This is a genomic window from Aeoliella straminimaris, assembly GCF_024054565.1.
In the GTDB taxonomy this organism is placed as follows: domain Bacteria; phylum Planctomycetota; class Planctomycetia; order Pirellulales; family Lacipirellulaceae; genus Aeoliella; species Aeoliella straminimaris.
This window is the reverse complement of sequence record NZ_JAMXLR010000033.1, coordinates 86,076-110,546: the sequence shown is the minus strand read 5'-3', so window position 1 is coordinate 110,546 and position 24,471 is coordinate 86,076. Positions and strand designations below refer to the sequence as shown.

The 24,471-nt window shown below is 59.0% G+C and carries 17 protein-coding genes; 7 read left to right on the top strand and 10 right to left on the bottom strand.

Going from position 1 to position 24,471, the window contains the following annotated elements; translation table 11 throughout:
* The 6 genes from NG895_RS09400 to NG895_RS09375 all read left to right on the top strand — a co-directional run.
* Positions 1-910: FHA domain-containing protein (locus NG895_RS09400; RefSeq protein ID WP_252852228.1), on the top strand; the 910-nt coding region annotated here is incomplete at its 5' end.
* Between the two features lie 194 nt (positions 911-1,104).
* The gene (locus NG895_RS09395; RefSeq protein ID WP_252852227.1) at positions 1,105-1,539 is read left to right on the top strand and encodes a zinc ribbon domain-containing protein; all 435 of its coding nucleotides are present in this window, start codon (positions 1,105-1,107) and stop codon (positions 1,537-1,539) included.
* A gap of 49 nt (positions 1,540-1,588) precedes the next feature.
* Positions 1,589-2,296, top strand: coding sequence for an RING finger protein (locus NG895_RS09390; RefSeq protein ID WP_252852226.1), 708 nt, complete (start codon positions 1,589-1,591; stop codon positions 2,294-2,296).
* A gap of 268 nt (positions 2,297-2,564) precedes the next feature.
* Positions 2,565-3,575: a S1C family serine protease gene (locus NG895_RS09385; RefSeq protein ID WP_252852225.1), complete on the top strand. Its 1,011-nt coding sequence runs from the start codon at positions 2,565-2,567 to the stop codon at positions 3,573-3,575.
* Positions 3,572-4,327 carry a ubiquitin-conjugating enzyme E2 gene (locus tag NG895_RS09380; protein ID WP_252852224.1) on the top strand — a complete coding sequence of 252 codons (756 nt, stop codon included), beginning with the start codon at positions 3,572-3,574 and terminating at the stop codon, positions 4,325-4,327. Before NG895_RS09385 ends, NG895_RS09380 begins: the two co-directional genes overlap by 4 nt.
* Positions 4,328-4,343: 16 nt before the next feature.
* A complete protein-coding gene (locus tag NG895_RS09375) occupies positions 4,344-4,850 on the top strand; it encodes a DUF2752 domain-containing protein (RefSeq protein ID WP_252852223.1) in 507 nt (168 codons plus the stop codon).
* Between the two features lie 91 nt (positions 4,851-4,941).
* Here NG895_RS09375 and NG895_RS09370 read toward each other — a convergent pair whose 3' ends face one another.
* The 8 genes from NG895_RS09370 to NG895_RS09335 all read right to left on the bottom strand — a co-directional run bounded on the left by NG895_RS09370 (position 4,942) and on the right by NG895_RS09335 (position 16,591).
* Positions 4,942-5,463, bottom strand: coding sequence for a hypothetical protein (locus NG895_RS09370; protein ID WP_252852222.1), 522 nt, complete (start codon positions 5,461-5,463; stop codon positions 4,942-4,944).
* A 70-nt stretch (positions 5,464-5,533) separates the two neighbouring features.
* Complete coding sequence (locus NG895_RS09365; protein ID WP_252852221.1) at positions 5,534-6,202, bottom strand: hypothetical protein; 669 nt, start codon at positions 6,200-6,202, stop codon at positions 5,534-5,536.
* A 50-nt stretch (positions 6,203-6,252) separates the two neighbouring features.
* Complete coding sequence (locus NG895_RS09360; protein WP_252852220.1) at positions 6,253-9,429, bottom strand: efflux RND transporter permease subunit; 3,177 nt, start codon at positions 9,427-9,429, stop codon at positions 6,253-6,255.
* A gap of 20 nt (positions 9,430-9,449) precedes the next feature.
* Positions 9,450-10,820, bottom strand: coding sequence for an efflux RND transporter periplasmic adaptor subunit (locus NG895_RS09355; RefSeq protein ID WP_252852219.1), 1,371 nt, complete (start codon positions 10,818-10,820; stop codon positions 9,450-9,452).
* Between the two features lie 177 nt (positions 10,821-10,997).
* Complete coding sequence (locus tag NG895_RS09350; RefSeq protein WP_252852218.1) at positions 10,998-11,408, bottom strand: hypothetical protein; 411 nt, start codon at positions 11,406-11,408, stop codon at positions 10,998-11,000.
* 402 nt (positions 11,409-11,810) lie between these two features.
* On the bottom strand, positions 11,811-14,936 hold the full coding sequence (locus NG895_RS09345; RefSeq protein WP_252852217.1) for an efflux RND transporter permease subunit: 3,126 nt from the start codon (positions 14,934-14,936) through the stop codon (positions 11,811-11,813).
* Between the two features lie 33 nt (positions 14,937-14,969).
* Positions 14,970-16,214, bottom strand: coding sequence for an efflux RND transporter periplasmic adaptor subunit (locus NG895_RS09340; RefSeq protein ID WP_252852216.1), 1,245 nt, complete (start codon positions 16,212-16,214; stop codon positions 14,970-14,972).
* Positions 16,215-16,216: 2 nt separating this feature from the next.
* Entirely contained in the window at positions 16,217-16,591 is a 375-nt protein-coding gene (locus tag NG895_RS09335; protein WP_252852215.1) for a MarR family winged helix-turn-helix transcriptional regulator, read from the bottom strand.
* Between the two features lie 497 nt (positions 16,592-17,088).
* Between NG895_RS09335 and NG895_RS09330 the strand changes: the two genes are divergently transcribed.
* The gene (locus NG895_RS09330; protein WP_252852214.1) at positions 17,089-19,143 is read left to right on the top strand and encodes a rhamnogalacturonan lyase; all 2,055 of its coding nucleotides are present in this window, start codon (positions 17,089-17,091) and stop codon (positions 19,141-19,143) included.
* A gap of 20 nt (positions 19,144-19,163) precedes the next feature.
* Here NG895_RS09330 and NG895_RS30485 read toward each other — a convergent pair whose 3' ends face one another.
* Together NG895_RS30485 and NG895_RS09315 are read right to left on the bottom strand one after the other, a co-directional pair.
* Positions 19,164-21,179, bottom strand: a complete 2,016-nt coding sequence (locus NG895_RS30485) for a rhamnogalacturonan lyase family protein (protein WP_279676095.1) — start codon at positions 21,177-21,179, stop codon at positions 19,164-19,166.
* Positions 21,180-21,191: 12 nt separating this feature from the next.
* Positions 21,192-24,272 carry a rhamnogalacturonan lyase family protein gene (locus NG895_RS09315; protein WP_252852213.1) on the bottom strand — a complete coding sequence of 1,027 codons (3,081 nt, stop codon included), beginning with the start codon at positions 24,270-24,272 and terminating at the stop codon, positions 21,192-21,194.
* Between the last annotated feature and the right edge of the window lie 199 nt (positions 24,273-24,471).

Genomic DNA, 24,471 nt, shown 5'->3' with positions numbered 1-24,471 from the left:
TATTTGCGCGATGCTCGGCGGTCTTGCCGGGTGGGCTCTGCTGGAACCTTGGTTCGACGACAACCGCTTGGACGACGAGCCTGACATTGCCGCCCTCCTGTTGTTCCCAGTAGTGGCCGCCGGCATTGGCTTGTTTCTGGGGGCGGCCGAAGGCATCATCTGCCGCAACCCGCTACGGGCCGCCAAGTGTGGGGCCATCGGCTTGGGAATTGGCTTCATCGGTGGCTTCATCGCTCTGATTCCAGCCGGCATCGTTTTCTCGGTGATGGCCGAAATTGCCTTTAGCCTGGATAAGAACCCCAATGCCGAAGGTATGCCCACAGGCATTGCGTTGCTGGTTCTAATGATGGCCCGTTCGCTGGCCTGGGCGTTGGCCGCCATTCCCGCGGGCATGGGGCAAGGAATCGCCCTGCGCGAACGCAAGGTGGTGATCAATGGCGTAGTGGGAGGTGTACTGGGCGGACTGGTTGGGGGACTCTTGTTCGATCCAATCTCCATTTTCCTCACCACCGCGGATGGGCAGGCCAGTTACAGTCGGGCGGTGGGGTTTGCGGCGATTGGCTGCTTCGTCGGACTATTTGTGGGATTGGTCGAAGGATGGACGAAGACGGCCTGGTTGTTGATGCAGAAAGGCCCATTGGCCGGAAAACAGTTTATCCTGTTCAAGGACACCACCGTGTTGGGCAGTTCGCCCAAGGCGGATGTCTACCTGTTCAAAGACGACGCTATCGAGCCTCGCCACGCCCAGATAATCAATCGTGGCGGGCGATTCGAAATAGAAGACTGCTCCACGCCTGACGGAACCTATGTAAATGGCATCCCCATCACTCGGCACGTGCTCCAGGATGGCGACCAAATTGTGCTGGGTAAGACCGTACTGGAGTTTTCCGTCACGGAGACGTCGAGGTAGTCACATTGCTTTTCAGGCCATTATTCTAATCGTGTTGTTCGCACACTTGCACTGCAGAGTTTCATCAGATCTCGGAGGTTCTCATGTCGATCAAGGTAAGTTGCCCATCTTGTAGCAGTGCTTTTAAAGCGCCTGACAACGCCGCTGGCAAGAAGACCAAGTGCCCACAGTGTGGCGGTACCATCGAAATCCCGATGCCGAAGCCGGCCGACGACATTTTGGATGCTGAGGTCGCCCCCGACTGGGGCTTCGACGACGAGGACTTCGACGTCGAACCGCCTGCCGCCACCTCCTCTGCCGGCGGAGGCGAAGATCGCAAACCCTGCCCCATGTGCGGCGAAATGATCGCGCGCGACGCGATCAAATGCCGCTACTGTGGCGAGGTGTTCGACCCGGCGCTCAAGAAGAAAATGAAGAAACGGGGAAAAAGCTATGACGCCGACGACGAGGATCTGAGCACCGGCGACTGGGTAATCGCGATTCTTTGCTCTGGTATTGGCTGCATCGTGGGCATCGTCTACATGATCCAAGGAAAGCCTAAGGGAGGAAAGATGATCGGCATTTCAGTCCTTGCTGGCATCCTGTGGAATGTTGTCAGCGCCGCTCTCCAGATGATGGCCAATCCGTAACCGAAGTGCACCCGTTGCCGCTTGCTTACTCCATTGCTTGTTTGCGTCTATGGACACCCCGATTGTTTCCTGCCAATGTGGCGCCAAGATGCGCGTGCCTGCCCAAGCGGTGGGGCGGGCCATACGTTGCCCAAAGTGCAAGTCGCGGATTGACGTGCCCGACCCGGCAACGGCGGTTCCAATCGCTACGCAGGCGATCGACCTGAGCGATGCCTCGGAGTGCCCCATTTGCCAGACGAAGATTGCGCCGGGCGAGCCGACCAAGTGCTGCCAAAAATGCGAGCAACTTCACCATCTGGATTGCTGGGACGAAGTTGGTGGGTGCAGCACCTACGGCTGCGAGAATGCTCCCGCTCCCGAGGAGGAAAAGGCCGCGCAGACCCCCCTGTCGGCCTGGGGTGACACGAAGAAGTGTCCCGCTTGCGGGGAGATGATCAAGGCCATCGCCGTACGCTGCCGGTACTGCCAGACCGAATTTGATTCGGTCGACCCGCTATCGGTCGCCGATTTGAGGCGACAAGCTGGCAAACAAGCCAAAACCGACAGCAGCAAGCAAGTTATCGTGGGGATTTTTGTCCTCTCGATGGTTGGGTGCCTGGCACCAGTCATGCTGGCAATTTCGCTTGCGTACGTGCTACGGAATCGCGAAACGTTGGCCAAAGCCGGTCCGCTTTTTGTTATTATGGGATGGATAGCCGTGGCATTGTCGGGAGTCTACTCCCTGCTGATGGCTTTCTTCCTGTTGATTGGAGGGTAAACCGCGAGCCATGAACGGAAGCCTCCCCCGAATCCTGACAGCCGGCGAACGGGAAGCCGGGGGAACATGCGCCCATTGCAGAATGGCCATTCAATACGGGCAAGGGGTTGCTGTCTGCAACCGATGTGGCGAGCTGCACCATGAGTCCTGCTGGCAATTGAAACAGCATTGCGGTTCGTATGAATGCGCGCAAGCCATTCGCTCCACCGACTCCGCGCAGGCTGCATCGCTGGTCATCTCTCGCGACGATCTGAACACCGTCGTCCCCATGCCATCGCGTTCCAGTACGGCTTCGTCCAGCCAAGACGCGTCGGCCGCTTCGGGGGCGAAACGCTGGAATAAGGGAAGCATCTGGGCATTCGTAATCTCGCTGATTGGCATACCGCTGTTTGGCATCGTCACGGGACTGGTCGCCATTCTCGTGGCCTGCATTGCATTAGTAGGGCACCGGCACAACCAGCGCGGCCTGGCACTTGGAGTGCTTGCCATCGTGATTGGCATGGCAGATGTGGTGGGATGGGCTGTCGGCATGTCGTATTATGTCGGTTCGTCCCAAACCATGGTATCGCTCCAGGACATGGCCATCGACCTGGAGTCGCTGGACGATCTGCCCGACCACTTGGCGCGGGCGATGCGGGCGAACGTGGTCGTGCATTCGGCCGTCTCATTGGGGCGCGAGTCGATGGGGAGCGGTGTCGTACTATCGATTCACGACAAGTTGGCCTACATTGTGACCAACCGCCACGTGGTTGATCCCGAATACACAGGCGAAAACTCGCCTCCGCCCGACGATCTGTCGACATTCGACCGCATCTTCATCAGCACACTCGAACACGCGACGCTACCGGCCAAGGTCGAGTGGATCGCGCCTGGTGGTGTCGATCTTGCCATCCTGTCCACCAGCGTGCACGGCGACGGTGTTCGTGCCGCTCGCTGGAGCCTCGACACCACGCCACACATCGGCGACAAGGTATTCGCCATCGGCAACCCCCATGGGCTTGGTTGGACTCATTCGTCAGGCGACATCTCACAAATCAGGGCTCGCTCGCAAGGCGGCTATCGTGTTCGCATCCTGCAAACAACCGCAGCCATTAATCCTGGAAACAGTGGAGGCGGTTTGTACGACGAGAAGGGCCAATTGATTGGTGTCAACACGCTCACGGGCGACAAACGCGTTGCCGAAGGCCTGGGGTTTTCCATCGCCTTGCCGACCTTGCTTGATTTGGCGCCCAAACGGCTGGCCACTCTAACGAAAGATACTGAAGCGAGTTCCGAATGAGTGCGGTACGACGACGTCGCCTGGCGGCTGATTTTGAGAAACTGACCGACTACGTCCGCCAGCACGCCCGCGTGCGGTTGGTCCAATCGGCCGGCGATCCGCCGGATCACTACCAATTGGAGTACCGCATCCGTAGTCTGCGGATGGTGCACGAGGAGCTGCAGCCTGTTGATAAACACCTGGTGGAGATCAAGTTGCCGCTCAACTATCCCCGGGTCCCACCGCAATGCCGGATGCTCTCGCCGGTGTTTCACCCCAACATCGCGCCGCACGCCATCTGCGTGGGCGATCATTGGAGCGCCGGCGAGTCGCTGCAGTCGATCGTTGCCCGCATTGGCGAGATCCTGGCGTACCAAAGTTACAACGTGAAGAGTCCGCTGAATGGCGAGGCCGCACGGTGGGTGGACGAGAACAAAGGCCAGCTTCCGCTTGATCGGGTGAGCATGTTGGTCGAGGAAGAGCAGCGGCAGGACAGCACTCCGCAAAAGAGTCCGCAGGCCACGGCGGCCGCGACCTCGCCGGCAAGAACGGCGGCTCCGGCGCCGACTGCCCCGCCCACTCCGGCTGCTCGCCCGGCATCCGTCGCCGCGCCCGCTCCAGCGGCCACTTCGGCTCCGCCAGCGCCGGCCAACTTGCCTTCGTCGATTAGCTGCCCCGGCTGTGGTACTTCGTTCCGAATGTCTCCGCAGTTATTGGGCAAACGCGTCCGCTGTACCAAGTGTCAAAACCAATTCCAGGTTCCCGAGCAGTAAGCTAGGCCACTTGAAGTTGTCCGGAATTACTCATATCGATACCGACATCGAATTGCGCGCACTCCCTCGCACGGGCGAGGATGCTCGTCGAGAGCGAATTATGCGCGATCGACATCGCTTTATGCTCACCGTTTCGATTGGAGTGATCCTTCTCTCATGCATGTTGCAGGTTGGCGACGGCCAACGCGTGCAGTCGAAGCTGTTGCCGGATATCAAAATGCCAGGCATGTGTGGCAGCCGCGCGTTATTCGGAATTGATTGCCCCGGCTGTGGTCTGACGCGCAGCTTTGTTTCGTTGGCCGGTGGCGACCTGCGCAGTTCGCTGGCCTTCCATCGTCTAGGGTGGTTGCTTGCCCTGTCAGTCGTGGCGCAGATTCCCTACCGCCTGTATCTGTTGCGGGAGCTTCGCTACCGCATTCCCGATCGACGCTGGCCGGTGTGGTACGGCAACCTGCTTATTGCATTGCTCATCGGAAACTGGCTGATCAATCAATCCGTCGCCCTGGGCCTGGTTGCGTTCTGAACGATCCCAATCGCAGCTTTGCCCCCGGGGCGGGTGTTCGTCGCCCTGCAGCGGCGAAGAATCCCAGCCCCGTGAGCGAGCTACCTAACCGCTAGTGATCGTCTTCATGGTCGTGATCGTGCTGCAGGGTCCCACGGAACTGTTTGCCGGCCACGGATACCACCAGTTGGACATCCGCATGATCGTGGTCGAGTTCTTCACCCAATTCCGCGTCGGTTGACACAAACCTGGATGCCTTCCCCGCCGGGTCGCCGGCGTCCGGATCGGCCGCAAGCGCGAATTGCTCGGCCTGTCCATCGTGACTAAGGTTTACCGTGATTTTCTGGGCGTCGATCGGCACCGCCTTCTTGGCAGTCGAGTCGAGTATATAGATTGTGACCCCGCCCGTGTCCTCATTGTGCAACATCTCGGCGTGATACTCATCATTGCCTAACTCTACCAGGCTGCCATGATGGGGCCCTTCAGTCGGGTGGTCGTGAGCACCTGCAGCCGCCGGTGGCGCGGAACTCTCTACGCCGTCGTCGGTCGATTCGGTAGCGCAGCCAGCGATGCCAAAGCTCCCGATCAGGAGCATACTAAACAGGGCAGTGAACTCTCTTCGGTTAGTAGTCATATCTCGATTCTCTTTCAGGTTAAGGTTTCAAGGTCTAAAGAAACGAATTCGGCGGCCCAGGCCGCCCCAACTAGTGACTGTGTGCAGCCGGGCTCGCGTAGGCGTTATGCTGGTGACGTGCCTGGAAGCCGCGACTTGCGAACCACTCTGTCCAGGCTGCAGCAGCTTCGTGTGTTGGAAACTCGACGGCCGTCCATTCCGGGCACCGGAAGCGGACGTCCGTGTGTCCGCTGTGGTCCGCCTTCTGCACTTCGCACCGCAGTGCCTCGGCGATAACGGCAAAGTCCGCGGCGTCAGCCGCATCGCCGACGTGTTGACTTACCCAGCCGGTCGTACGAACAAGAACCACTTCGGCTGGTGCGTGAACGAGGTCGTGCCCCGCCGGGTCCTGATGGACGTGATCAGGGTCGTGACCGTGAAGGGTTTCGAATCCCGACTTCCTGAGCCAGTCGTTCCACGAATGGGCCAGGTCGTCGGTTTTCACGCGCAAGGCCTTCCAGCCATTAGTGCGGTAGCGAACGTCGATATGGCCTTCGTGCTCGTTGATACGTACCTCGGCACCCATTTTCTTCACCGCCTCCGCGTGCTCCTTGGCCTGGTCCGAATCGTCAAAATGCATCGACTTCCATTCGGGTAGACGAAGGGCGACGACAAAGTGTCCCGGGGAATTTTCCGCCCCCACGGAAACGCGAGTCGCGAGGGTGGCCATCAGCCCTACGAGTATCCAACACCACTTCATGCCATTGCTCCTTCCGTTAAAGTTGTTGCCCACGCGGGGCCATTCCATTTTCAGTCGACATCCTCTTCGACCACTAGCGATACTTGCTTCCGTGTATCTTCCACCACTCGACGGGCGGCCTGCTGGCCGAGTTCCCAGAACAACGCGGGCCGCACCAAAAACTCCAGCAGCGTGCTCGTAATCAAGCCACCAATGATTACGGTAGCGACCGGATAAAGGATCTCTTTACCTGGCTCGCCTGCTGCCATTGCCAGTGGTACCAGGCCAATGCCCGAAGTCAGCGCCGTCATTAGCACCGGGGCTAGTCGATCCTTGCCAGCACGAACCACCATCCCGCGTGTCCATTGTTCGCCTTCGTACTTGACCAGGTGCAAGTAATGGTTGATCAAGAGAATGCCATTGCGCGATGCGATGCCACACAGCGAGATGAATCCCACCATGCTGGCAATGGTGAGCGTTTGGCCAGTGAGGTACAGAGAGGCAACGCTACCAATAAAGGCCATTGGCAGTGCTACCATGACTTGCAGGGCCAGGTTCGCCGAGTGGAACATTTTGTAGAGCACCAGAAACATGGCTACCAGCGACACGGCAAAGAGAATGCCAATCATCCTTGAAGCAGACTGCTGGCTCTCGAACTGTCCGCTGTACTCTACAAAATATCCAACCGGCAACTCGGCGATAACCGGTTTGAGCTTCTGTTGTATGTCGTTCACCACATCCACCAGGCCGCGGTCTGATACGTTGCACTGCACGACGATCCGACGCCGCACTTGTTCGCGATTGATCGTATTGGGGCCGGCCGATTTGTAGATATTTGCCACATCCTCCAATTTCACCGTTCCACCATCGGGAAGGTCGATACGGAGTCGACGGAGGGCGTCGATGTCTTCGCGGTACTGCTCTCCAAGTCGCACCATCAGGTCGAATGTCCGCTGACCGTCGAGCACCTGCGAGACAACCTGTCCCTGCATAGCGGTTTCGACGAACGCGTTGACGTCGCTCCGTCGCAGGCCGAACAGCTTCAGCTTCTCGCCATCCGCCTCAATCCGCAATTGGGGTATGATGACCTGCTGCTCGACCTGCAAGTCGCGGATGCCTGGCACGTCGGCAATCGCCCCGCGAATTCCCTCGGCCTGTCGGCGCAATTCGTCGAGGTCGTCTCCGTACAGCTTGATGGCCACCTGGGCTTTCACGCCGGAAAGCATGTGGGAGATCAGGTGGGCGAGCGGCTGTTCAACGGCGGTGACAATTCCCGGCACGTCCTTCAGGGCTTCGCTAATCTCCTTGATCACCTCTTCTCGTGTGCGATCCGAATTCGGGTCGACCGTGGCGACGAACTCCGTGATGTTCACTCCTTCAGCGTGTTCGTCCAACTCGGCGCGTCCAGTCTTGCGCACGAAGGCTACCAGGTCGTCGATCTCCGCCAGGCGTTGCTCAACTCGCCGAGCCACGTCATTCGAGGTAGCCAGTGAGGTGCCCGGCGGCAGGACAACGTTCACCTGCACCGCCCCTTCGTTGAAGGGAGGCAAGAAATCACTTTCCAGCCTCCACATCGCTCCAGCAGCTACGGCCACCGCGATGCCCGCTGCTGCCAGCAGCGGCCAGGAGAACCTCAGGCTGAAACGTATCACCGGATCGGCAATCGCCTTTAGCGATTGCAGCAGCAATCCGTCTCGTTCCTCGCCACCGTCTGCCTTTCCGCTCAGTAGCCAGTAGCTCAGCACAGGTGTCACGGTAAGCGACACCAGGAGCGACGAGACCAGCGATACGATGTACGAAACGCCCATTGGCCGGAACAATTGACCTTCCATGCCCGATAGCGCAAACAAAGGCACAAACACCAGCACCACGATCACGGTGCCGTAGACGATTGAGTTGCGAATCTCGACACTTGCCTGGAACACGACGAGTAGCGGGTTGGCCGGATTGGTGGCCTGTCGGTTTTCGCGCAGGCGGCGGAAGATGTTTTCCACGTCCACAATGGCATCGTCTACCAGTTCTCCTATCGCGACGGCCAGGCCGCCGAGCGTCATGGTGTTGACAGACAGTCCGAACATAGCAAACACGAGCGCCGTGATGACGAGTGACAGCGGGATGGCCGTGAGCGTGATGAGTGTAGTCCGGAAGTTCATGAGGAACAGGAACAGGATGATTACCACCAGGAACGCGCCGTCGCGAAGGGCTTCCTTCACATTGTCGATGGCCAGATCGATAAACTCTTTCTGTTGGTACAGTTCCGGCATCAAGTGAATGTCTGCAGGCAGCGACTCCGTCATCTCGGCCAGAGCAGCGGTCACGTTGTCGGTGACTTCACGAGTATCAGCCTGAGGTTGCTTCAGAATCGTGAGGGCCACCGCTGGCCCCCCCGTCATTTGTCCATCCTCGCCGCGAACGAAGGCGGAACTATCGCCGCGCTTGACTTGGGCGCCTTCTCGCACTTCCGCGATTTGCGCGAGGGTAATCGACTGCCGCTCGCGTTGTTTGACGACAATATCACCGATCTGCTCGACTGTTTTGACACGACCGAGGGAACGTACGAGGAATTCGTTTGGACCTTGTTCATCCAAGTATCCGCCAGCAGTATTCTGATTGCTGTCTTCCAAGGCTGTTTTGACGTCGTCAAGCGTCACGCCAAAGCGCAGCAGCAAGTCGGGGTCGACGAGAACCTGAAACTGCTTTCGTTCGCCCCCCATTACGATGACTTGGGAAACGCCTGGAATGGTAAGTAGCCGCTGTCGGACAACCCAGTCCGCCAGCGTTCGCAACTCAAGCGGGCTCGTCTCTCCATCGGAGGTCATGCCGATGACCATTATCTGCCCCATGATCGACGAAATAGGCATCAGTTGTGGTGTGACGTTTGGCGGCAAGGTGTCCCCAGCCAGGGCTAATCGCTCGGCGACGATCTGCCGATCGTTGTAGATGTCGGTGCCCCAGTCGAACTCCACGTAAATCACCGACAGACCGATGCCCGAAGAGGTCCGCACCGCTTGCACACCGGTCGCCCCGTTCAGCACGGTTTCGATCGGAAACGTAACGAGAGTTTCCACTTCCTCAGGCGCCATGCCTGGCGCCTCGGTCATGACGACCACCCGTGGTCGATTGAGATCGGGAAACACATCGATGGGCAGTTGAATCGCTTGCCAGGTTCCGTACCCCAACAGAAACACCGCCAGCGCGATCACCAGCACGCGGTTGTGGAGTGAGAATCTTATGATGGAGTTGAGCATGAATCGAATCCCCGTGCTTACTAGTGGTTGTGTCCCGCGTGGGGGTCGATTGCGCCACCCGACTTGTTCTTGATCGCCAAATGCAACTGATAGGCGCCGTTGCCGGCGATGACATCGCCTGGGAACAAGGCGCCATCGTTGGCGACGACCACTGCTTTTTGATCGCGCTGCAGCACGTGGACAGGAGCCTGTTCAAAGGTGTCGCCGTTCTGTCGATAGGCGTACGCCTCTGCCCCTTCGTCCACGACGGCCGTGGTGGGTAGCACCAGTTGATTCTCCCAAGTCTCCACGGGCACGCTCAGCTGCATACGCTGACCTGGCTTGTACTTCCATTCCAGAATCTGCTTGCCAGAAGGAAGGGTCTTGTCGAGTGCGACTTCGTTGGGCAAGCGAACGTACACCTTGAAAGCCCTCGATATTGGATCGATCTGGCTGGCAACGTAAGCCACCTGCAGTCCCTCGAGCCGGTGTTGTGCTGGCCTGGAATCGAGCGGGTTGGCGGTAACGTTGCGATTGTTCTCCGCGGCAGTGCGGATCGCAGCAGCGTCATCTTCGAAGGCCAGGGCCTCGATATGCAACTCGCAATGGTCGGCCAGTACGGCGAGTTCCTTCCCCAGGTCGACATGCTCTCCCTTGGCCACGCTCAGGCTTTGAATGGTGAACAAGTGTGGGCCCTGGCAGGCCTCGTCGGCGTTGCCATGTTCGGGTGCACGAATGGTGATCGTCCGAAATAGTTGGCCGGTAGATTGTACTTTTTCAATCTGGTCTTCGTTCAGCCCGTGCAGCAGCATCGCCTGTTCGGCGGTTCGCAGATTTACCTCGATGCGCTGCTTTTCGTACTGCTGTTCAAGGATTCGTTTGCCGGCAACGACCCCTTCGTTCAGTCCCTGCAAGCGGGCGAGTTCCTTCTCCACGATGTTGAGCTTGGCGAGTGACTCGAGAAACTCCTTTTGAGCCGCCACCAGCTCTTCGTGGGTCAGCCGAAGCTCGAACAGTGGTGCGCCGGTGTCGACTGCCTCGCCAGTGACTGCGTGAATGGCCGTCACGATGCCGGTAAGTGGCGCCGTGACGTGGATCTGCGATCTGCCTGGCCGCTCGACCACGATGGCGGGCAGCGTTAAGTCGCGCTCGTAACTGGTTGGAGCGACAACGAACGGTTCGAAGCCGATGTTCTTGAGCCCACGTTCCGTGAGCCTGATGTTCATGGCACTTTCGTGGCCTTCGTGCGTGTGGTCGTGTTCATCGGTAGAGTCTTCCGCCGACTGCTCTGACGGCAGGATCAGTGGAAGCCAACGCGCCCTCGTTGCCAACGCAGCTATGGCTATCGCCGTAACGACGAACAAGCAGACGACCGTGATGAGCAGGCGTCGAGGTGGTTTGGTGACAGACATGCGACAGACTCCTCCCAAATGCGCGCGGCACTTCGGAAGTTGATGTTTCAGGCAATGATTCAGTGAGCTTCAGACGATAGCGACGCATGCCAGCAGGAAGACAATAGAGAGAATGGGTCCCTATTTCCTGCTACGCCTACGCTCGGCGATCGTTACACGATTGGGCCAAGAGATGGCTCAAATCAACAGCACGCTCTTGAGGAGGTGCGAGCGCACTGGTGGCGCAATAGACGAGTTGCCAGCAAGTGCTTCCGGCAACGATGGCGAAGATACCGCGAACGTGCAACCTGCTTCGCACAGCACGGGCAGCGTGACGCAGTCGACAAAGGCGTTTGCCCACCCCGCGCCCCAAACTTCGGGAGCGTGCCAGGCACATCGTGGGTGTTGACAACTATGGGGAGCATTGTGGTTGGTGGTGGCCGCAATGACTGCATGGCAGTTCGAAGCCACCGCGTGGTCGAACCCGGTCTCACCTCGATGGTGCGGGTGCTCTGCATGGTTCGAGCTGCCACCCGCTTCGAGGTGCTCGCAATGGGCATCATGATCGTCGTGGGCAGCGTGCGCACAGCAGCCAAGGATGCTATGCATCGCGATGGCTGCTGCGGTCAGTATGCCTGTGAGCGAAGTCATGAAAATCGGCGAGACTCGAGGGTAAACCAAATGGAACGCCCCACGTCGCACGGGGGACAAATTTTCTTGACGCAAATGCGATGCCTAGACGCAAATGAGATAAGGTGGTCGTCATCAAGTCTTACACATCAGCGCCAAAAGACCAACACCAACCTCGCAAGTTGGCGGATTACTGCGAGCAGAGTGTGGTCACTTTTGCTCACTGCGCCATCAAAAACGCGACACTTCTACTGCATCTTCGTGTGGTTCTACCTCGCCTGGAGGGGGCCAGATTTCCGGCCACGAGCGCCCAGTTGGCCGATTAGGGGGCGGATCAGTTCACATCGCGGAGCTGCGTATTGCGAACGCCGCGGCTCGAATTCACTCAGCTGATTCTGGAGCTTGCCGGTGCCCCAGGAACTCGTCGAGTCGCTGGAACATCACGTAGAAGATGGGGACGAAGAACACGGCCAGCACCGTCGATGCAATCATGCCGCCGAAAACCGCGGTGCCTAGCGCACGCTGGCCAGCCGCTCCCGGTCCGTGAGCAAATACCAGCGGTGTTACGCCGAGAATGAACGCAAAGGACGTCATGATGATGGGGCGGAATCGCATGCCGGCGGCCTGTACGGCGGCCTCGAGAATTGACTTTCCGCTATTGCGCAGATCGCGAGCGAACTCAACAATCAGAATGGCATTCTTACTTGCCAAGGCGATAATCAGCACGATACCGATTTGTGTATAAACATTGTTGTCCATGCCCCGAACGGCCACTGCGACCACTGCTCCAAGCAAACCAAGCGGCACTACCAGAATGACGGAGATCGGCAAAATCCAGCTCTCGTACTGAGCGGCAAGTACCAGGTACACCAACAGGATGGCCACCGAGAAGACGAATATCGACTCGCCGCCGACCTTCTTTTCCTGATACGCCATGCCCGTCCAGTCGTAATCAATTCCCACCGGCAAGGTCTGTTCGGCAAGCCCTTCCATGATCTTCAGCGCGTCGCCCGAACTGTTCCCTGGCGTGGCTTCGCCGGTAACGCTGGCAGCAGGGTAAAGATTATATCGATTGAGCACTTGCGGCCCGAGCGTACGGTGCACTGTGGCGAGGGCGCTCATTGGAATCATCTGACCACTGCGATTACGGACTTCGAGTCGCTGTATGTCGTCTGCCTCGGCTCGGAACTGCTGGTCCGCTTGGACGCGTACCTGGTAAGTTCTGCCGAATTTGTTGAAGTCATTTACATAAGCCGATCCGAGATAGGCTTGCAGCGTCATGAACACGTCGCTGAGGGGTACGTCCAGCGTCTCGACTTTCTCGCGGTCGATGTCAACCCGCAATTGGGGAACGCCAGCGCGGAAAGATGATCGGACGGCGGTAAGTGCCGATTGCGAGTTGGCGTTCTCAACGATTGTCTGCGTCGCGGCCTGCAATGCGTCGAGACCGACATCGCCGCGATCCTCAACCTGCATTTCGAAACCACCTCGCACCCCGAGGCCGCGAATCGCCGGTGGGGGAAAGGCGAATGCTAGGGCTTCCCGGATTCCACCCAGACGTTGTTGGATCGATCCGAGGATCTTTTCCTGAGAAAGTCCTTCTTCTTCGCGTTCGTCGAAGTCGGTGAACGAAACGAACACGGTGCCCGCGTTGGGGGCACTACTGTTGTCCAGCAGCGATAGTCCGCCGATGGTAACCCAACTGGATACGCCGTCTGTCTCCGCCAGAATGGCGTCGATCTTCGACATCACCTCACGGGTTCTTGTTTGCGACGCGGCATCGGGCAACTGGACCGACATGAGAATGTACCCTTGATCCTCCGTGGGAATGAAGCCGGTCGGAAGTTGCACATACCACCATCCTGCCAGCCCTAGCAGCACGGCGAATACCATTAAACCGAGCCAGACAACCTTCACCAAGCGGCGCACAATGGCCAGATAAATTCGTTCGAAAACGCCATAGACCGCTTCGAACCAACGAAAGAAGAACCACTTCTTGTCCCTGGTTGGCTTGAGCCACAAGGCGCACTGAGCCGGCTTGAGCGACACAGCGTTGACGGCGCTGATCAGAGCCGTGGCGGCGATCGTCAGGGCGAATTGCCGGTAGAGCTGCCCCGTGATACCGCCCAGCGTCGAGGCCGGAATGAACACGGCCAGCAACACTAGGGTGATGCCGATAATGGGCCCCAGCACTTCACTCATGGCGCGTATCGTGGCTTCCTTTGGCGGTTCGCCACGTTCGATATGGTGCACGGCGTTTTCGACCACCACAATGGCATCGTCTACCACGATTCCAATGGCAAGGATCAGCCCGAACAACGTGAGCATGTTGATCGAAAAACCCAGCATCATCATGGCTGCGAACGCACCAATGATGGTAACGGGCACCGTGGTAGCTGGGATGAGGATAGCCCGCCAGTCCTGCAGAAATACCAGGATTACCGCGAGAACGAGCAGGCCGGCCTCGAAGAGTGTTTTGTAAACCTCATGGACGGAAGCCTCGACGAACTCCGTAGTATCCAGCGGTATGTCGTATTGCATGCCGGCCGGGAACTGCTGGCTAAGCCGCTTCAGAGCGGACTTCACTTCCTCGGCAACCTGCAGTGCATTGGCGCCGGGAAGCTGGTAGATACCAACGTTGGCGTTGGCCTGACCTTCTTTCTCTGTGAACTGATCATACGACTGGCTTCCAAGTTCGACACGGGCGACGTCTTTCAGGTAGACCAACCGTGTGCCCCGCCCTGATTTGACGATGATGTTCTCGAACTGCTTGGCGTCGCTGTACCGGCCTTGCGTAGTTACCGAGTATTGAAATTGGCCGCTGTCGGGTGTGGGAGGTTGCCCAATCTGTCCCGCCGCCACCTGAACATTCTGTTCGGCCAGGGCGGCATACACGTCGCTGGCAGTCATGTTCCGCGCTTTGAGCTTCTGCGGATCAAGCCAAATTCGCATACTGTAGCTGGCGGTACCAAACACGGTGACCTCGCCGACCCCTTTGATGCGGCTGAGTTCGTCACGCAGTCGCAGGGTGGCGTAGTTAGACAGGTACAGCGTGTCCATTCGGGGGTCGTCGCTGGTGAGCGACAGCACCAGAATAATATTGGTCGATTGCTTCTTTACCGTTACCCCCTGCCGCCGTACCTCTTCGGGAAGCTGTGGCTCGGCGATGGCGACCCGGTTTTGCACCTGAACCTGGGCGTCGTCGAGATTTGTGCCGATTTCGAATGTCACCGTCAGTGAATAGGAGCCGTCGCCCGAACTGGTCGATTGCATGTAGAGCATGCCTTCGACACCGTTGACCTGCTGTTCAATGGGGGCAGCAACGGTATCGGCCACGGTTTCTGCCGTTGCGCCGGGATAAACTGTGCTTACGCGAACGGTGGGGGGAGTGATCTCCGGGTACTGCTCAATGGGCAGTTCCCACAAACAGACGGCACCGACCAGCATGGTGATCACCGCGATCACGTTTGCAAAGACGGGGCGTTCGATAAAGAACTTCGAAAGCATGGAGTAAACCTACTGGTGGATCGTCGTCTGCTGCTATTGCTGTTCTGGGGAAGAATCGGCTTCGACCTCGTCGGCATCGGTCCCTTTAGCCGCGGGCTTCTTGGCGGTTTCCTCCTCCGGGGTAACCGGATTGCCGGGGCGGGCCCTCTGCAGCCCGGCGACAATCACCTGGTCGTCGGCACGAACTCCACTCAGGATGACTCTTTCGTTACCCAGGGACTCGCCCAGTTCAACTGGGCGAAATTCAACGTTATTCTCGGCGTTGACGACAAGCAGATAGTCACCACGTTGATTGGTTCCAAGAGCGTTCTCCGGTACCAGCATTCGCTGCTGGGGGGCGCCCACTGGCACTCGCAGGTGAACGAACAACCCCGGCTGCAGGCGTCCGTCTTCATTTTCGAACGCCGCGCGGCATTCGGTGGTGCCGGTTCCAGGATCGACGCCAAACTCGCTGAAGTCGAAATGGCCGTGATACGCGTAATCGTCGTCCGTGCCAATCGACATGTCGACTGGTATTACTCCTTCAGTCTTGAGCTCACCAGACTCTTGCATCTTGATGAAACGCAGCAAATCGGCCTCGCTCACCGTGTAATAGGCGTGCATCGGAGTGACCGATTCGATAGTCGCCAGCAAGGTAGATGCCGGCTGTACCAGATTGCCGAGGTCGACTTGGTGCCTGCCGATGCGTCCAGCGAACGGGGCGCGAATCTCCGTGTAGCCCAGGTTCAGCTTGGCATCACGCAGGGCCGCTTTTGCAGCTTCTACATCGGCTTCGGCCGCATCGCGATCGGCAATCGCTTGATCGAGTTCGCTCTCGGCGACCGCGTTGCGTGATACCAGCGGCTTGGTCCTGCTGAACTGTCGATCGGCCAGCTCCTTGTTCGCTTCTGCCTTGGCCAGAGCCGCTTCGGCCGACTGCACGGCCACCTCGTATGGTGCCTTGTCGATGACGAACAGTAACTGGCCCTTCTCGACCAGTTGTCCATCTTCGAAGTCGATGGCGTCGAGGTATCCGCTGACACGTGACATCAGTTCGACCCTTTGCGCCGCCCGTGTCTGTCCGACGGCTCGAAAATACTCTTGCACCGGTCGCTCGACTGGCTTTGCAACGGTCACGACCGGTGGGGGCGGCGGCGCGTATTCGTTCGATGCTTCGCAACCTACCATCACCAACGCAGCGATGGCGGACAGCGAAGCGGCCACCCTGCGCCCGCAGTGGCCTCGATTGGGTTGTTGAAGGCAAGCTTCCTCTTGTTCCCGTGATAGTTCGGATTTCATAGTCAGCTGATGCTCTGATGCTCTTCCAAGTTCGTATGCATCCGCTCGAGTAGCGAACGCAGTTGCGCCAATTCGGCTTCCGTCAGCCCAGCAGTGGCGCATTTCTTAACCTTAGCTCCACACTTCACCACACGGCTCCAAACCGGCTCCGCCGCCGAAGTGGGGACAATGCGGTGCTTGCGACGATCATCGGGGCAAACCGTTCGCTCGATTAAACCGTCACGCTCCATACGGTCCACAACTGCCACAATGGTCGAAGGTTCGACGCCGCAGCACCGGGCCAACTCGATTTGCGAAAGTTGTCCTCTTACTGCCAGCCACGCCAATACCTGAAACTGTCGAAATGAAATGCCTTCGCTCGCTAGTTCGGCATTCATCAAGATTTCGAATCGATGGGCGCACATGTGAACCCAGTATCCGACATCGGACAGAAAGTCGTGCTTCAGCACTTCCACCCTCAATTTTGATAGCCTATTTAATAATTAGATACCTAATTATATGCCTGTAATGTGACTCGCAAAGCTCGGTTATCCGCTGCTGACAAACGAGTTGACGCACCTCTCGGATGTCCGAAGTGGCGTCTGGTTCTACTGACTCTTCGAGATTCCGCCGTGCCCGAATCGTGTTCTTGGCGCATATCGATCGTGAGGACTAATTGGGCTTCGCATCGCAGCGCGGGGCGACGTCGGCGCACGCTTCGAGGTGCTGATGACAGAGTGACATCGGCCGGGCCTGCGAAAGAACGCCGCTCGATTGCGGAAATGGTCCCTGTGGCGAGGCGTTCGAAGCGACGCGTTGAAAGTAAGGCAGCTTGGTTTCAGCTAGAATGCACGCTAACGCTAAATGGAGTTGTGGACCCAAAGGTGTTGTGATCATGCCTGCTATCCGTCGCGCGGTCGCGCTTGTCGCCATTACAACTTGCTTTGGCTGTGCATTGGCAAAGTCGGAGCCAACGCAAGCAGAACTGAATCGCGGTGTGGTGGCCGTTCGCCAGGCGGACGGTTCGGTGTTCGTTAGTTGGAGGCTGCTCCCAGCCGAAGCTAACGGGGTCGGATTCAACATCTATCGCCGCGCCTCGAGCGGAGGACCAGAACTCGTGCACCAAGTTCAACCGTCGGAGGCAACGAACTGGGCCGATGATCGCGCGCCGGCAGATCCGTCGCTGCAGTACTCGATTCGAACGGTGGTTGGTGGGGAGGAACGAGAGTCGTCTTCGCCAGCGCACGTTTGGAGCGATGGCTACTTGAACATCGACATCGACACCATCGAAGGGTACCGGCCGGGCGACGCGTCGATCGGCGACCTGGACGGCGATGGACAATGGGAGATCGTGCTCCACCAAGCATCGCGTCCCCGCGACAACGGCTCCCCTGGTGTGACGGGCACGCCCATTCTCGATGCGTATCGCCTGGATGGCACGAGGTTGTGGCGAATCGATCTCGGCAAGAACATTCGCGATGGCGAACACTATACACAGTTCATGGTGTACGATCTCGATGGCGATGGTCGTGCGGAAGTAGCCTGTAAGACGGCCGATGGCTCCGTGGATGGCACTGGCCGGGTGATTGGCGATCCCGACAAGGACTGGCGGACACTGGAAGATGGATCGCTGCGTAACGGTCGGATCCTTGACGGACCGGAGTATCTAACAGTGTTCGACGGGCGAACCGGAGCAGCCCTAAGTACCGTGGACTACATTCCCTCCCGCGATCCGATTGCAGGTTGGGGAGGTATCGGCGGTAACGCCGGAAACGACAATTATGGAAACCGATGCGACCGCTTTCTGGCGTGCGTGGCCTACCTGGATGGCGAGCATCCCAGTTTGATCATGTGCCGCGGCGTTTACGGCCGGATCGCGATTGTGGCCTGGGATTGGCGCGATCAAGTACTTTCGCACCGCTGGACCTTCGACACAGGTGTCAGCCGTCCTCCGTTCAGGAATGCATCGCCCTATTCCGGCATGGGAGGGCACAATTTGTCGGTGGGCGATGTCGATCACGATGGACGTGACGAGATTGTCTACCAGGCAATGGTCGTCGACGACGATGGTACGGGGCTCTATTCCACGGGGCTTCGGCATGGCGACGCGATGTTCATCAGCGATCTCGATCCCGCACGTCCGGGGCTGGAAGTCTTCACCGTGCAGGAGAATGAGGAACACGCCGAAGAATTTCAGACACCCGGCGCTGCTTTTCGAGACGCGCGTACGGGGAAGATTTTGTGGAGTCACAGCCCCGCGATCGATGTTCCCAACGGAATGGCAGCTGACATCGATCCGAGGCACTGGGGATTCGAAATGTGGGGCGGACCCGGCGGGCTTCGCAACGCCCAGGGCGAATCCATTGGGGCCGCGCCGCGCGAGACCCGGTGGAGCATCTGGTGGGATGGTGATCCCTTGCGCGAGCTCCTCTCGCCGGGGCGGGGTGGCTGGCGCGGCCGCTCGCGACGGCGGGCGTCCACAACTTCGCCCGCCAACTCGAATCCTGGCAGTCAGTCCGACAGCAGCAGCCCGCCTGGTAGAGGTCGGCGAAACGACTCGGCCGAGCGACGCGGTCCCCCAAGCTGGCGTTTTGAGCCGGTGCCCACCCGCATATCGAAGTGGAACTGGCAGACACAAACTACCGACACCATCGACGAGCTCGAAGGCATTGCCGCGGCGCGCGGCCCTGCCTTGATGGGCGATCTGCTGGGCGACTGGCGGGAGGAGATTCTGTTGGTCTCGCCGCAGGGAGATTCGCTGCAACTCTACTCGACGACTCATCCCACGGACCTGCGCTTGCCCACGCTGCTGGCCGACCGACAATACCGCTTGGGCCTGGTCTGGCAGAACGTGGTCTACAACAAGCCTTGCTACCCAAGTTATTACCTGGGAGCAGACCGATCGGAAGCATCGGCCGACCCCTCCGCGGACACAACCACTGGCGAGTGACCATCGTGGTGAACGACGGGCTACGCTCGCCCCCAGTCCTCGAAAGCGCGACGTAAGGCTGGCCCCCTAGTCGGATCAGCATGCCAGGCCAAGCGGCTTGGCATTTCGTCCTCCGAGAGTGGAGAACCTTCGGACCGAGTGTCAGGCCTGTGTTGATGTGCCAAGGTGACCGACAGTTCCGCCCGCTGTGGAGCGTCGCTCGCGGTGTCGTCGGGTAGCAGGGTTTTGCCCTCCGCTGGCTGCGCTTTAGTTCTTGCTGTCGGCAACCCAGCGAGGGTGGGCGGCAGATTCGAGCCGGCTGTCGAACTCGCGGTGGCTTCCGTCGTCGACGAGCTTTGGGCAGCGGTGGGATATGCCTGCAGCATCGGGAGTGCCGCGGCGCTGGTGGCTCCAAAGTTCGTTTTCCAAACCAAGTAGTCCCCCTGATCCACGGTACCATTGTGGTCGCCATCGGCGGCCAGGTTCTCCGTGCTGCCAAGGCGGTTGCGCCACACGGTATAGTCTGCCAGGTCCACGGCGCCGCTGTTGTTATAGTCGCCAGCGAGTTCGCCACCAAAGTACAGCGGCGGACGCGGTGCCTCGCCCATGCCGGCGCCAATGAAATAGCTGGGATGCGGCGGCTGGTTGTAGTAGACGTTCTGCCAGGCGACCGCTTCTCGATATTGCAGATCGTGCATCAATGTGGGCAAACGCATATCGGTCTGTATAGTGGTCGACCAAATTTGCAGAGCCGTGTTGTCGCTCCGCCGCCAGACGACTTCCTCGCGCCAATCACCAAACAGGTCGGCGGTGAGAGCCGGAGTCGACTTCGTGCCGTTGTTGCTGGAAAGGGCCGCGCTGTTGTTAATCCCCGAATTTGCGTATGAAACGAGATTCTGCCTGCCAGGATTCGCCCACTCGTAGTCGCCGTCTCCGTCCAGATCGCCAACGCTGGCGTCGTTGGCCGTGTAATTGTGCCACACCCCGTCGGACGTCTGGACGGGATCAGGAATCTGTAGTGGCACCTCGATAAACTGCTGCGCGGGCTGGTTGGCTGGAACGATGTACCGCTCGCTGTAGTCGCCCGCCAAGCCGTTTACCACCGGTTGCACGTAGTACTCGTACTGCACGCCGGTGGTGACGGACTGATCTACGAAATTCGTCGAGTTTGTGATCGGCACCGTCGTGATCCTTGAAGGGCGACCTCCATTTGAAGAGCGATAGACGTTAAATGCGATGTCTGCCGGATCGTTCCCTAGTAGTCGCCAACCGACGTAGATCTCGTTGCTGGCGCGCCGCATGGCGATCACGCCCAGATCGAGCCACTCCATCTGACGCGGCAACACTACCGGATCATCGGGATAGGGGTCGGGCAGGGGATCGTTGGGAAACTCCAATTTGAGTGTGGGTCGGGCAGCGGGGTCTTCGTTCTCTCGTGTGCCGAACGCATAGCCCCGCGTGTTGCCAGCTTGCACGTAAGTGACGAATGTCACCTGGCCTTCGGCGTCGGCTCGTTGGCGAAGAAATGTGATCAGGTCGTCGCCGGTGATCGAGGCAGCACTGCCATTAGCATTGATGACCGATTCGAACACGTTGGCGCCGCTCTCCTGGTCGAGGTTATACAGCCGCGTTGCGTCGAGCCCCTCTGCGGCCAGCGGAGTGTACTCGGCGCCCACGTTCCCTTCGGCCAGGGTGGCCTCGTCCCACGCCTGCGCGGTGTTACCAGGCAAATCGAGCAAACCGTATACATCAAAGCGATCGGTAATAAGAAAGTCGTCGCGTCCGCCCGCGACATTGGGTTGCTTGATGAGTGACAAAGTGGCGGTTTGCAGTTGGTCGAGATCGAGGCCCGAAAGATCGAACCGGATGTAACCGACTTGGTCGGCGAAGGTTGTGTTGCCGTCGAGCAGGTCGAGCACGGGAGCCATCCCGGCGTTTACCCCCGCCTTGGTATAGGTGTCGGCGACCGCTTGTAGCGTGACGGTAGAGAGTACCGTTCGCGGATCCAACGTCTCAAACCGCAAGCGGGTCGAAGTACGGACTTGGGATTGTCTCATGATTTCCAACAGCTACCGGCCGCTCGTGGCGAAACGCAGGGGAGAAATCATGGCCTGTAACACCTCGTCCCAGTCGTGATCCTCGAGCGATCGCCATCCGTGTCGCAGGTCGTTTGTTGTGGTGGTAGATCGTGCCTGATGGCGGATGCCGCGAGAGGTGTCGCCTGCATCCGAATCGCCAGAGCGCGCCAGCAGTAGTAAGTTGGCCTCTTGCTGGGGAGCGGACGCCTCAGCACGGGGGACCGAGGACGACTGGCGGGAGGCCGGCGGAGTCTCGTCTCCCAGCAACGCGAAGGCGACGCCCAGAGCGGTGTCGCCACTCGACGAAGCGGCAGGGGCGGGTTCCTCCGTGGCGAGATTACTGCCGGTGGAGGAAGACGCCAGTGCTGCCGCGGTGGTCGACTGGGGGGCGGTGGCGCCGATGTTGTCTTTCCAGAGCTGGTAGTCACCGACGTCGACCACGCCATTGTGGTCGCCGTCCGCGGCCAAATTCGAGGTGCTGCCTAGTGTGTTTCGCCACACCGTGTAATCGGCCAGGTCGACAGAGCCATCTTCGTTGTAGTCGCCCGTTAGACCGCCAGCGTAGTAGATTAGTGGTTGGTCCGGCGTGGTCATGCCATCGCCGATCCAGAAGCTCGGATGCGAGGGTTGGTTGTACGCCACGTTCTGGCCGACAATCGACTCGCGATACTGGATGTCATGCATCAAGGTCGTGAGGCGCGATGTGGCTGGAATCGTTGTACTCCAGATCTCCAAAGCCGAGTTGTCGCTGCGACGCCAGATGACTTCCTCACGCCAGTCACCCAGAATGTCGGCCACCAGGGCGGGCGTGCTCTTGCTGCCATTGTTGCTCGCCAAGTGCGAGGTGTTGTTCAGACTGTTGTTATCGCCATACCACAGAATGTTCGTGCGGCTCGGGTTGTTCCATTCCGAGATCGTAGTTCCGTCTAGCAGCTCACGTGACAGGTCGGCGTCCCACCACACCAGGAAGTTGTACATCATGTTGCCGGGCGTGGGGTACAACGCCTGGCCCGAGACGTTGTAGATCATCCGCTCCCCTTCGTTGGTGGTGGCCCAGAATTCGTACCCGGGATGGTTGGGGTCGATGTCACCAGCCACACCGCGGCCAACGTCGTTGTTCGAGGGAATCTGGAACAAGAGTTCGCCAGTTTGGGCGTCGCGCAGCTCACCGCCAGCGTCGCGTCCTTGCGATTCATAGGCGTATGGCGACTCGTGGACCATGAAGACTTCCAGCCCAGGATTCGATGGATCCATGTCCGATACATGCAACGCGTCGCCGTGTCCCAGACCGGTGGAATAAAGTGGAGAACCATCGTGATCGAGCGCCGCAGCGCCGTGAATGATCTCGTCGAAGCCATCGCCATCGACGTCGGCCATCACCAGGGCGTTGGAGCCCTGGGCGATGTACTCGGGATAGTCTCCGTTGGTCGCTGCGTTGAATCGCCACACCTGTGAGAGCTCACCGTCGCGCCAGTTGAGAGTGACCACCTCGTTGCGGGCGTTAAACCCCGATTGCGGACCGTAGTAGCCACGCGCCCACACGATGCTGGGGCGGACGCCATCCAGATAGGCAACCCCCGACAGATAGCGGTCGACTCGGTTTCCATAGGAGTCGCCCCAGGTGGAAGCACTGATCCGTTCGAGCGGGAAGTCGATCGTTGCTAATTCGGCGCCGGTGTAGCCTTCGAACACGGTAAGGTATTCGGGACCTGTGAGGATGTAGCCACTGGAGTTGCGATAGTCGGCGTTCGGATCGTCTCCGTCGAGGATCACATCGTTGCCCATTCCGTCCTTGGTGCCCGGCGCGGTTTTCAGTACGACTTCGGATCGTCCATCCCCGTCCAGGTCGTAAACCACCATCTGCGTGTAGTGGGCTCCGGCGCGAATGTTTCGGCCCAAGTCGATGCGCCACAACCGTTCGCCTTCTAGCGTGTAGGCGTCGACGTACACGTTGCCGGTGTAGCCGCCTTGCGAGTTGTCGTGCGAGTTGGAAGGATCCCACTTGAGAATCACTTCGTACTGTCCATCGCCATCCAGGTCTCCCACGATGGCGTCATTGGCGCTGTAGGAGTAATTGTCGCCAATTGGAGTCACGCCGCCGGGCGGAGGACTCAGGGGGATATCGAGGTGTTGCTGGCTGGGCGTGCTTGATGACAGCGTATAGCTCTCGCTGGGATCTTGTTCCAAGCCATCGATTACCGGGCGGACGAAATAGGTGTAGCTTGCCCCCGAGGTAGCCGTGTTGTCCACAAAGTCGGTGGTTTGCGTGATTGGCGTCGCATTCAGCTTAACGATGTTCCTGCCATTGGTGGTGCGATACAGATTGAAGGCAATATCCTGCGGATCGCTGCCCACCATTCGCCATCCAATATAAGCCGTATTGCTGGAGGTCCGCAGGGCGACAACACCGCGGTCGAGTTGTTCCACCTGTCTGGCGAAGCGAATTGGGTTCTCGGGATATGGGTCCGTCTCGGTATCGGCTTCGCTGTAGGTAATGTCCAATTGGGGATGCAGCGAAGAGTCAGCGTGTTCTTTGCTGGCCAGGCCGTAACCGCGCCCATCCGTGGCTTCGACTGGAATAACGAAGGTGACGAATCCATCGTCGTCCACTCGCGCATTTAGAAATTTCACCAGATCGGGGCCAGTGAGCACTTGAGGAACGTTGGTGCCGTTGGTGACCACTTCGGTGACATTGGCGCCATCTTCGGCATCCAGGTTGAACAGCCGCGCGCGATCCACTCCGTTGAGCGCCGCGTCGTCCACCCATTCGCCGCCCGAGTTTGCCCCCCCGACCAGCGTTGCTTCGCTCCAGTTCTGCGGAGTGTTTCCCGCTAGACTGGGCAGTCCATAGACGGCGAAGCGATCGCCGTTGATGCTGTCGTTGCGGGCGCTGGCCACCTTCGACACCGTGAGCGTGGCCGAGCTAACCTCGTCAATGTTCAAACCCGATAGGTCGAATTTGATGTAGGGTACAAAGCTGAAACGCGAGTCGAGCGATGCGTCCCCGCCGCCGTTCTGGCCGCTGCGCAAAAACGTGTCGGCCGCTGCACCGAGCGACGCTGCTGCAAGCATCTGGCGGGTTTCGAGGCACTCGAGTCTCAACCTTCGGTTACGGTCGACGTTATGGCGCGGTGCTGAGAAGGGCTTCATTTAAACCAGTGATGTCAGATTTCAGGCAAGCTCAACCAGACTTGGCCGCGCGGCACTCGTGCCGCGAAGCTACTGGGAGCCGGGTGAAGTTGAACGCGAAGGGCGACTTTGCTGGCGACTC

Coding starts and splice junctions, on each gene's coding strand:
- NG895_RS09345 (WP_252852217.1), bottom strand. CDS start 14,936: ATGCTTTCGAAGTTCTTTATCGAACGCCCCGTCTTTGCAAACGTGATC.
- NG895_RS09355 (WP_252852219.1), bottom strand. CDS start 10,820: ATGTCTGTCACCAAACCACCTCGACGCCTGCTCATCACGGTCGTCTGC.
- NG895_RS09350 (WP_252852218.1), bottom strand. CDS start 11,408: ATGCATAGCATCCTTGGCTGCTGTGCGCACGCTGCCCACGACGATCAT.
- NG895_RS09315 (WP_252852213.1), bottom strand. CDS start 24,272: ATGCTTGCAGCAGCGTCGCTCGGTGCAGCGGCCGACACGTTTTTGCGC.
- NG895_RS09370 (WP_252852222.1), bottom strand. CDS start 5,463: ATGACTACTAACCGAAGAGAGTTCACTGCCCTGTTTAGTATGCTCCTG.
- NG895_RS09365 (WP_252852221.1), bottom strand. CDS start 6,202: ATGAAGTGGTGTTGGATACTCGTAGGGCTGATGGCCACCCTCGCGACT.
- NG895_RS09340 (WP_252852216.1), bottom strand. CDS start 16,214: ATGAAATCCGAACTATCACGGGAACAAGAGGAAGCTTGCCTTCAACAA.
- NG895_RS09395 (WP_252852227.1), top strand. CDS start 1,105: ATGCCGAAGCCGGCCGACGACATTTTGGATGCTGAGGTCGCCCCCGAC.
- NG895_RS09380 (WP_252852224.1), top strand. CDS start 3,572: ATGAGTGCGGTACGACGACGTCGCCTGGCGGCTGATTTTGAGAAACTG.
- NG895_RS09360 (WP_252852220.1), bottom strand. CDS start 9,429: ATGCTCAACTCCATCATAAGATTCTCACTCCACAACCGCGTGCTGGTG.
- NG895_RS09335 (WP_252852215.1), bottom strand. CDS start 16,591: ATGAATGCCGAACTAGCGAGCGAAGGCATTTCATTTCGACAGTTTCAG.
- NG895_RS30485 (WP_279676095.1), bottom strand. CDS start 21,179: ATGAGACAATCCCAAGTCCGTACTTCGACCCGCTTGCGGTTTGAGACG.
- NG895_RS09330 (WP_252852214.1), top strand. CDS start 17,089: ATGCCTGCTATCCGTCGCGCGGTCGCGCTTGTCGCCATTACAACTTGC.
- NG895_RS09385 (WP_252852225.1), top strand. CDS start 2,565: ATGCCATCGCGTTCCAGTACGGCTTCGTCCAGCCAAGACGCGTCGGCC.
- NG895_RS09390 (WP_252852226.1), top strand. CDS start 1,589: ATGGACACCCCGATTGTTTCCTGCCAATGTGGCGCCAAGATGCGCGTG.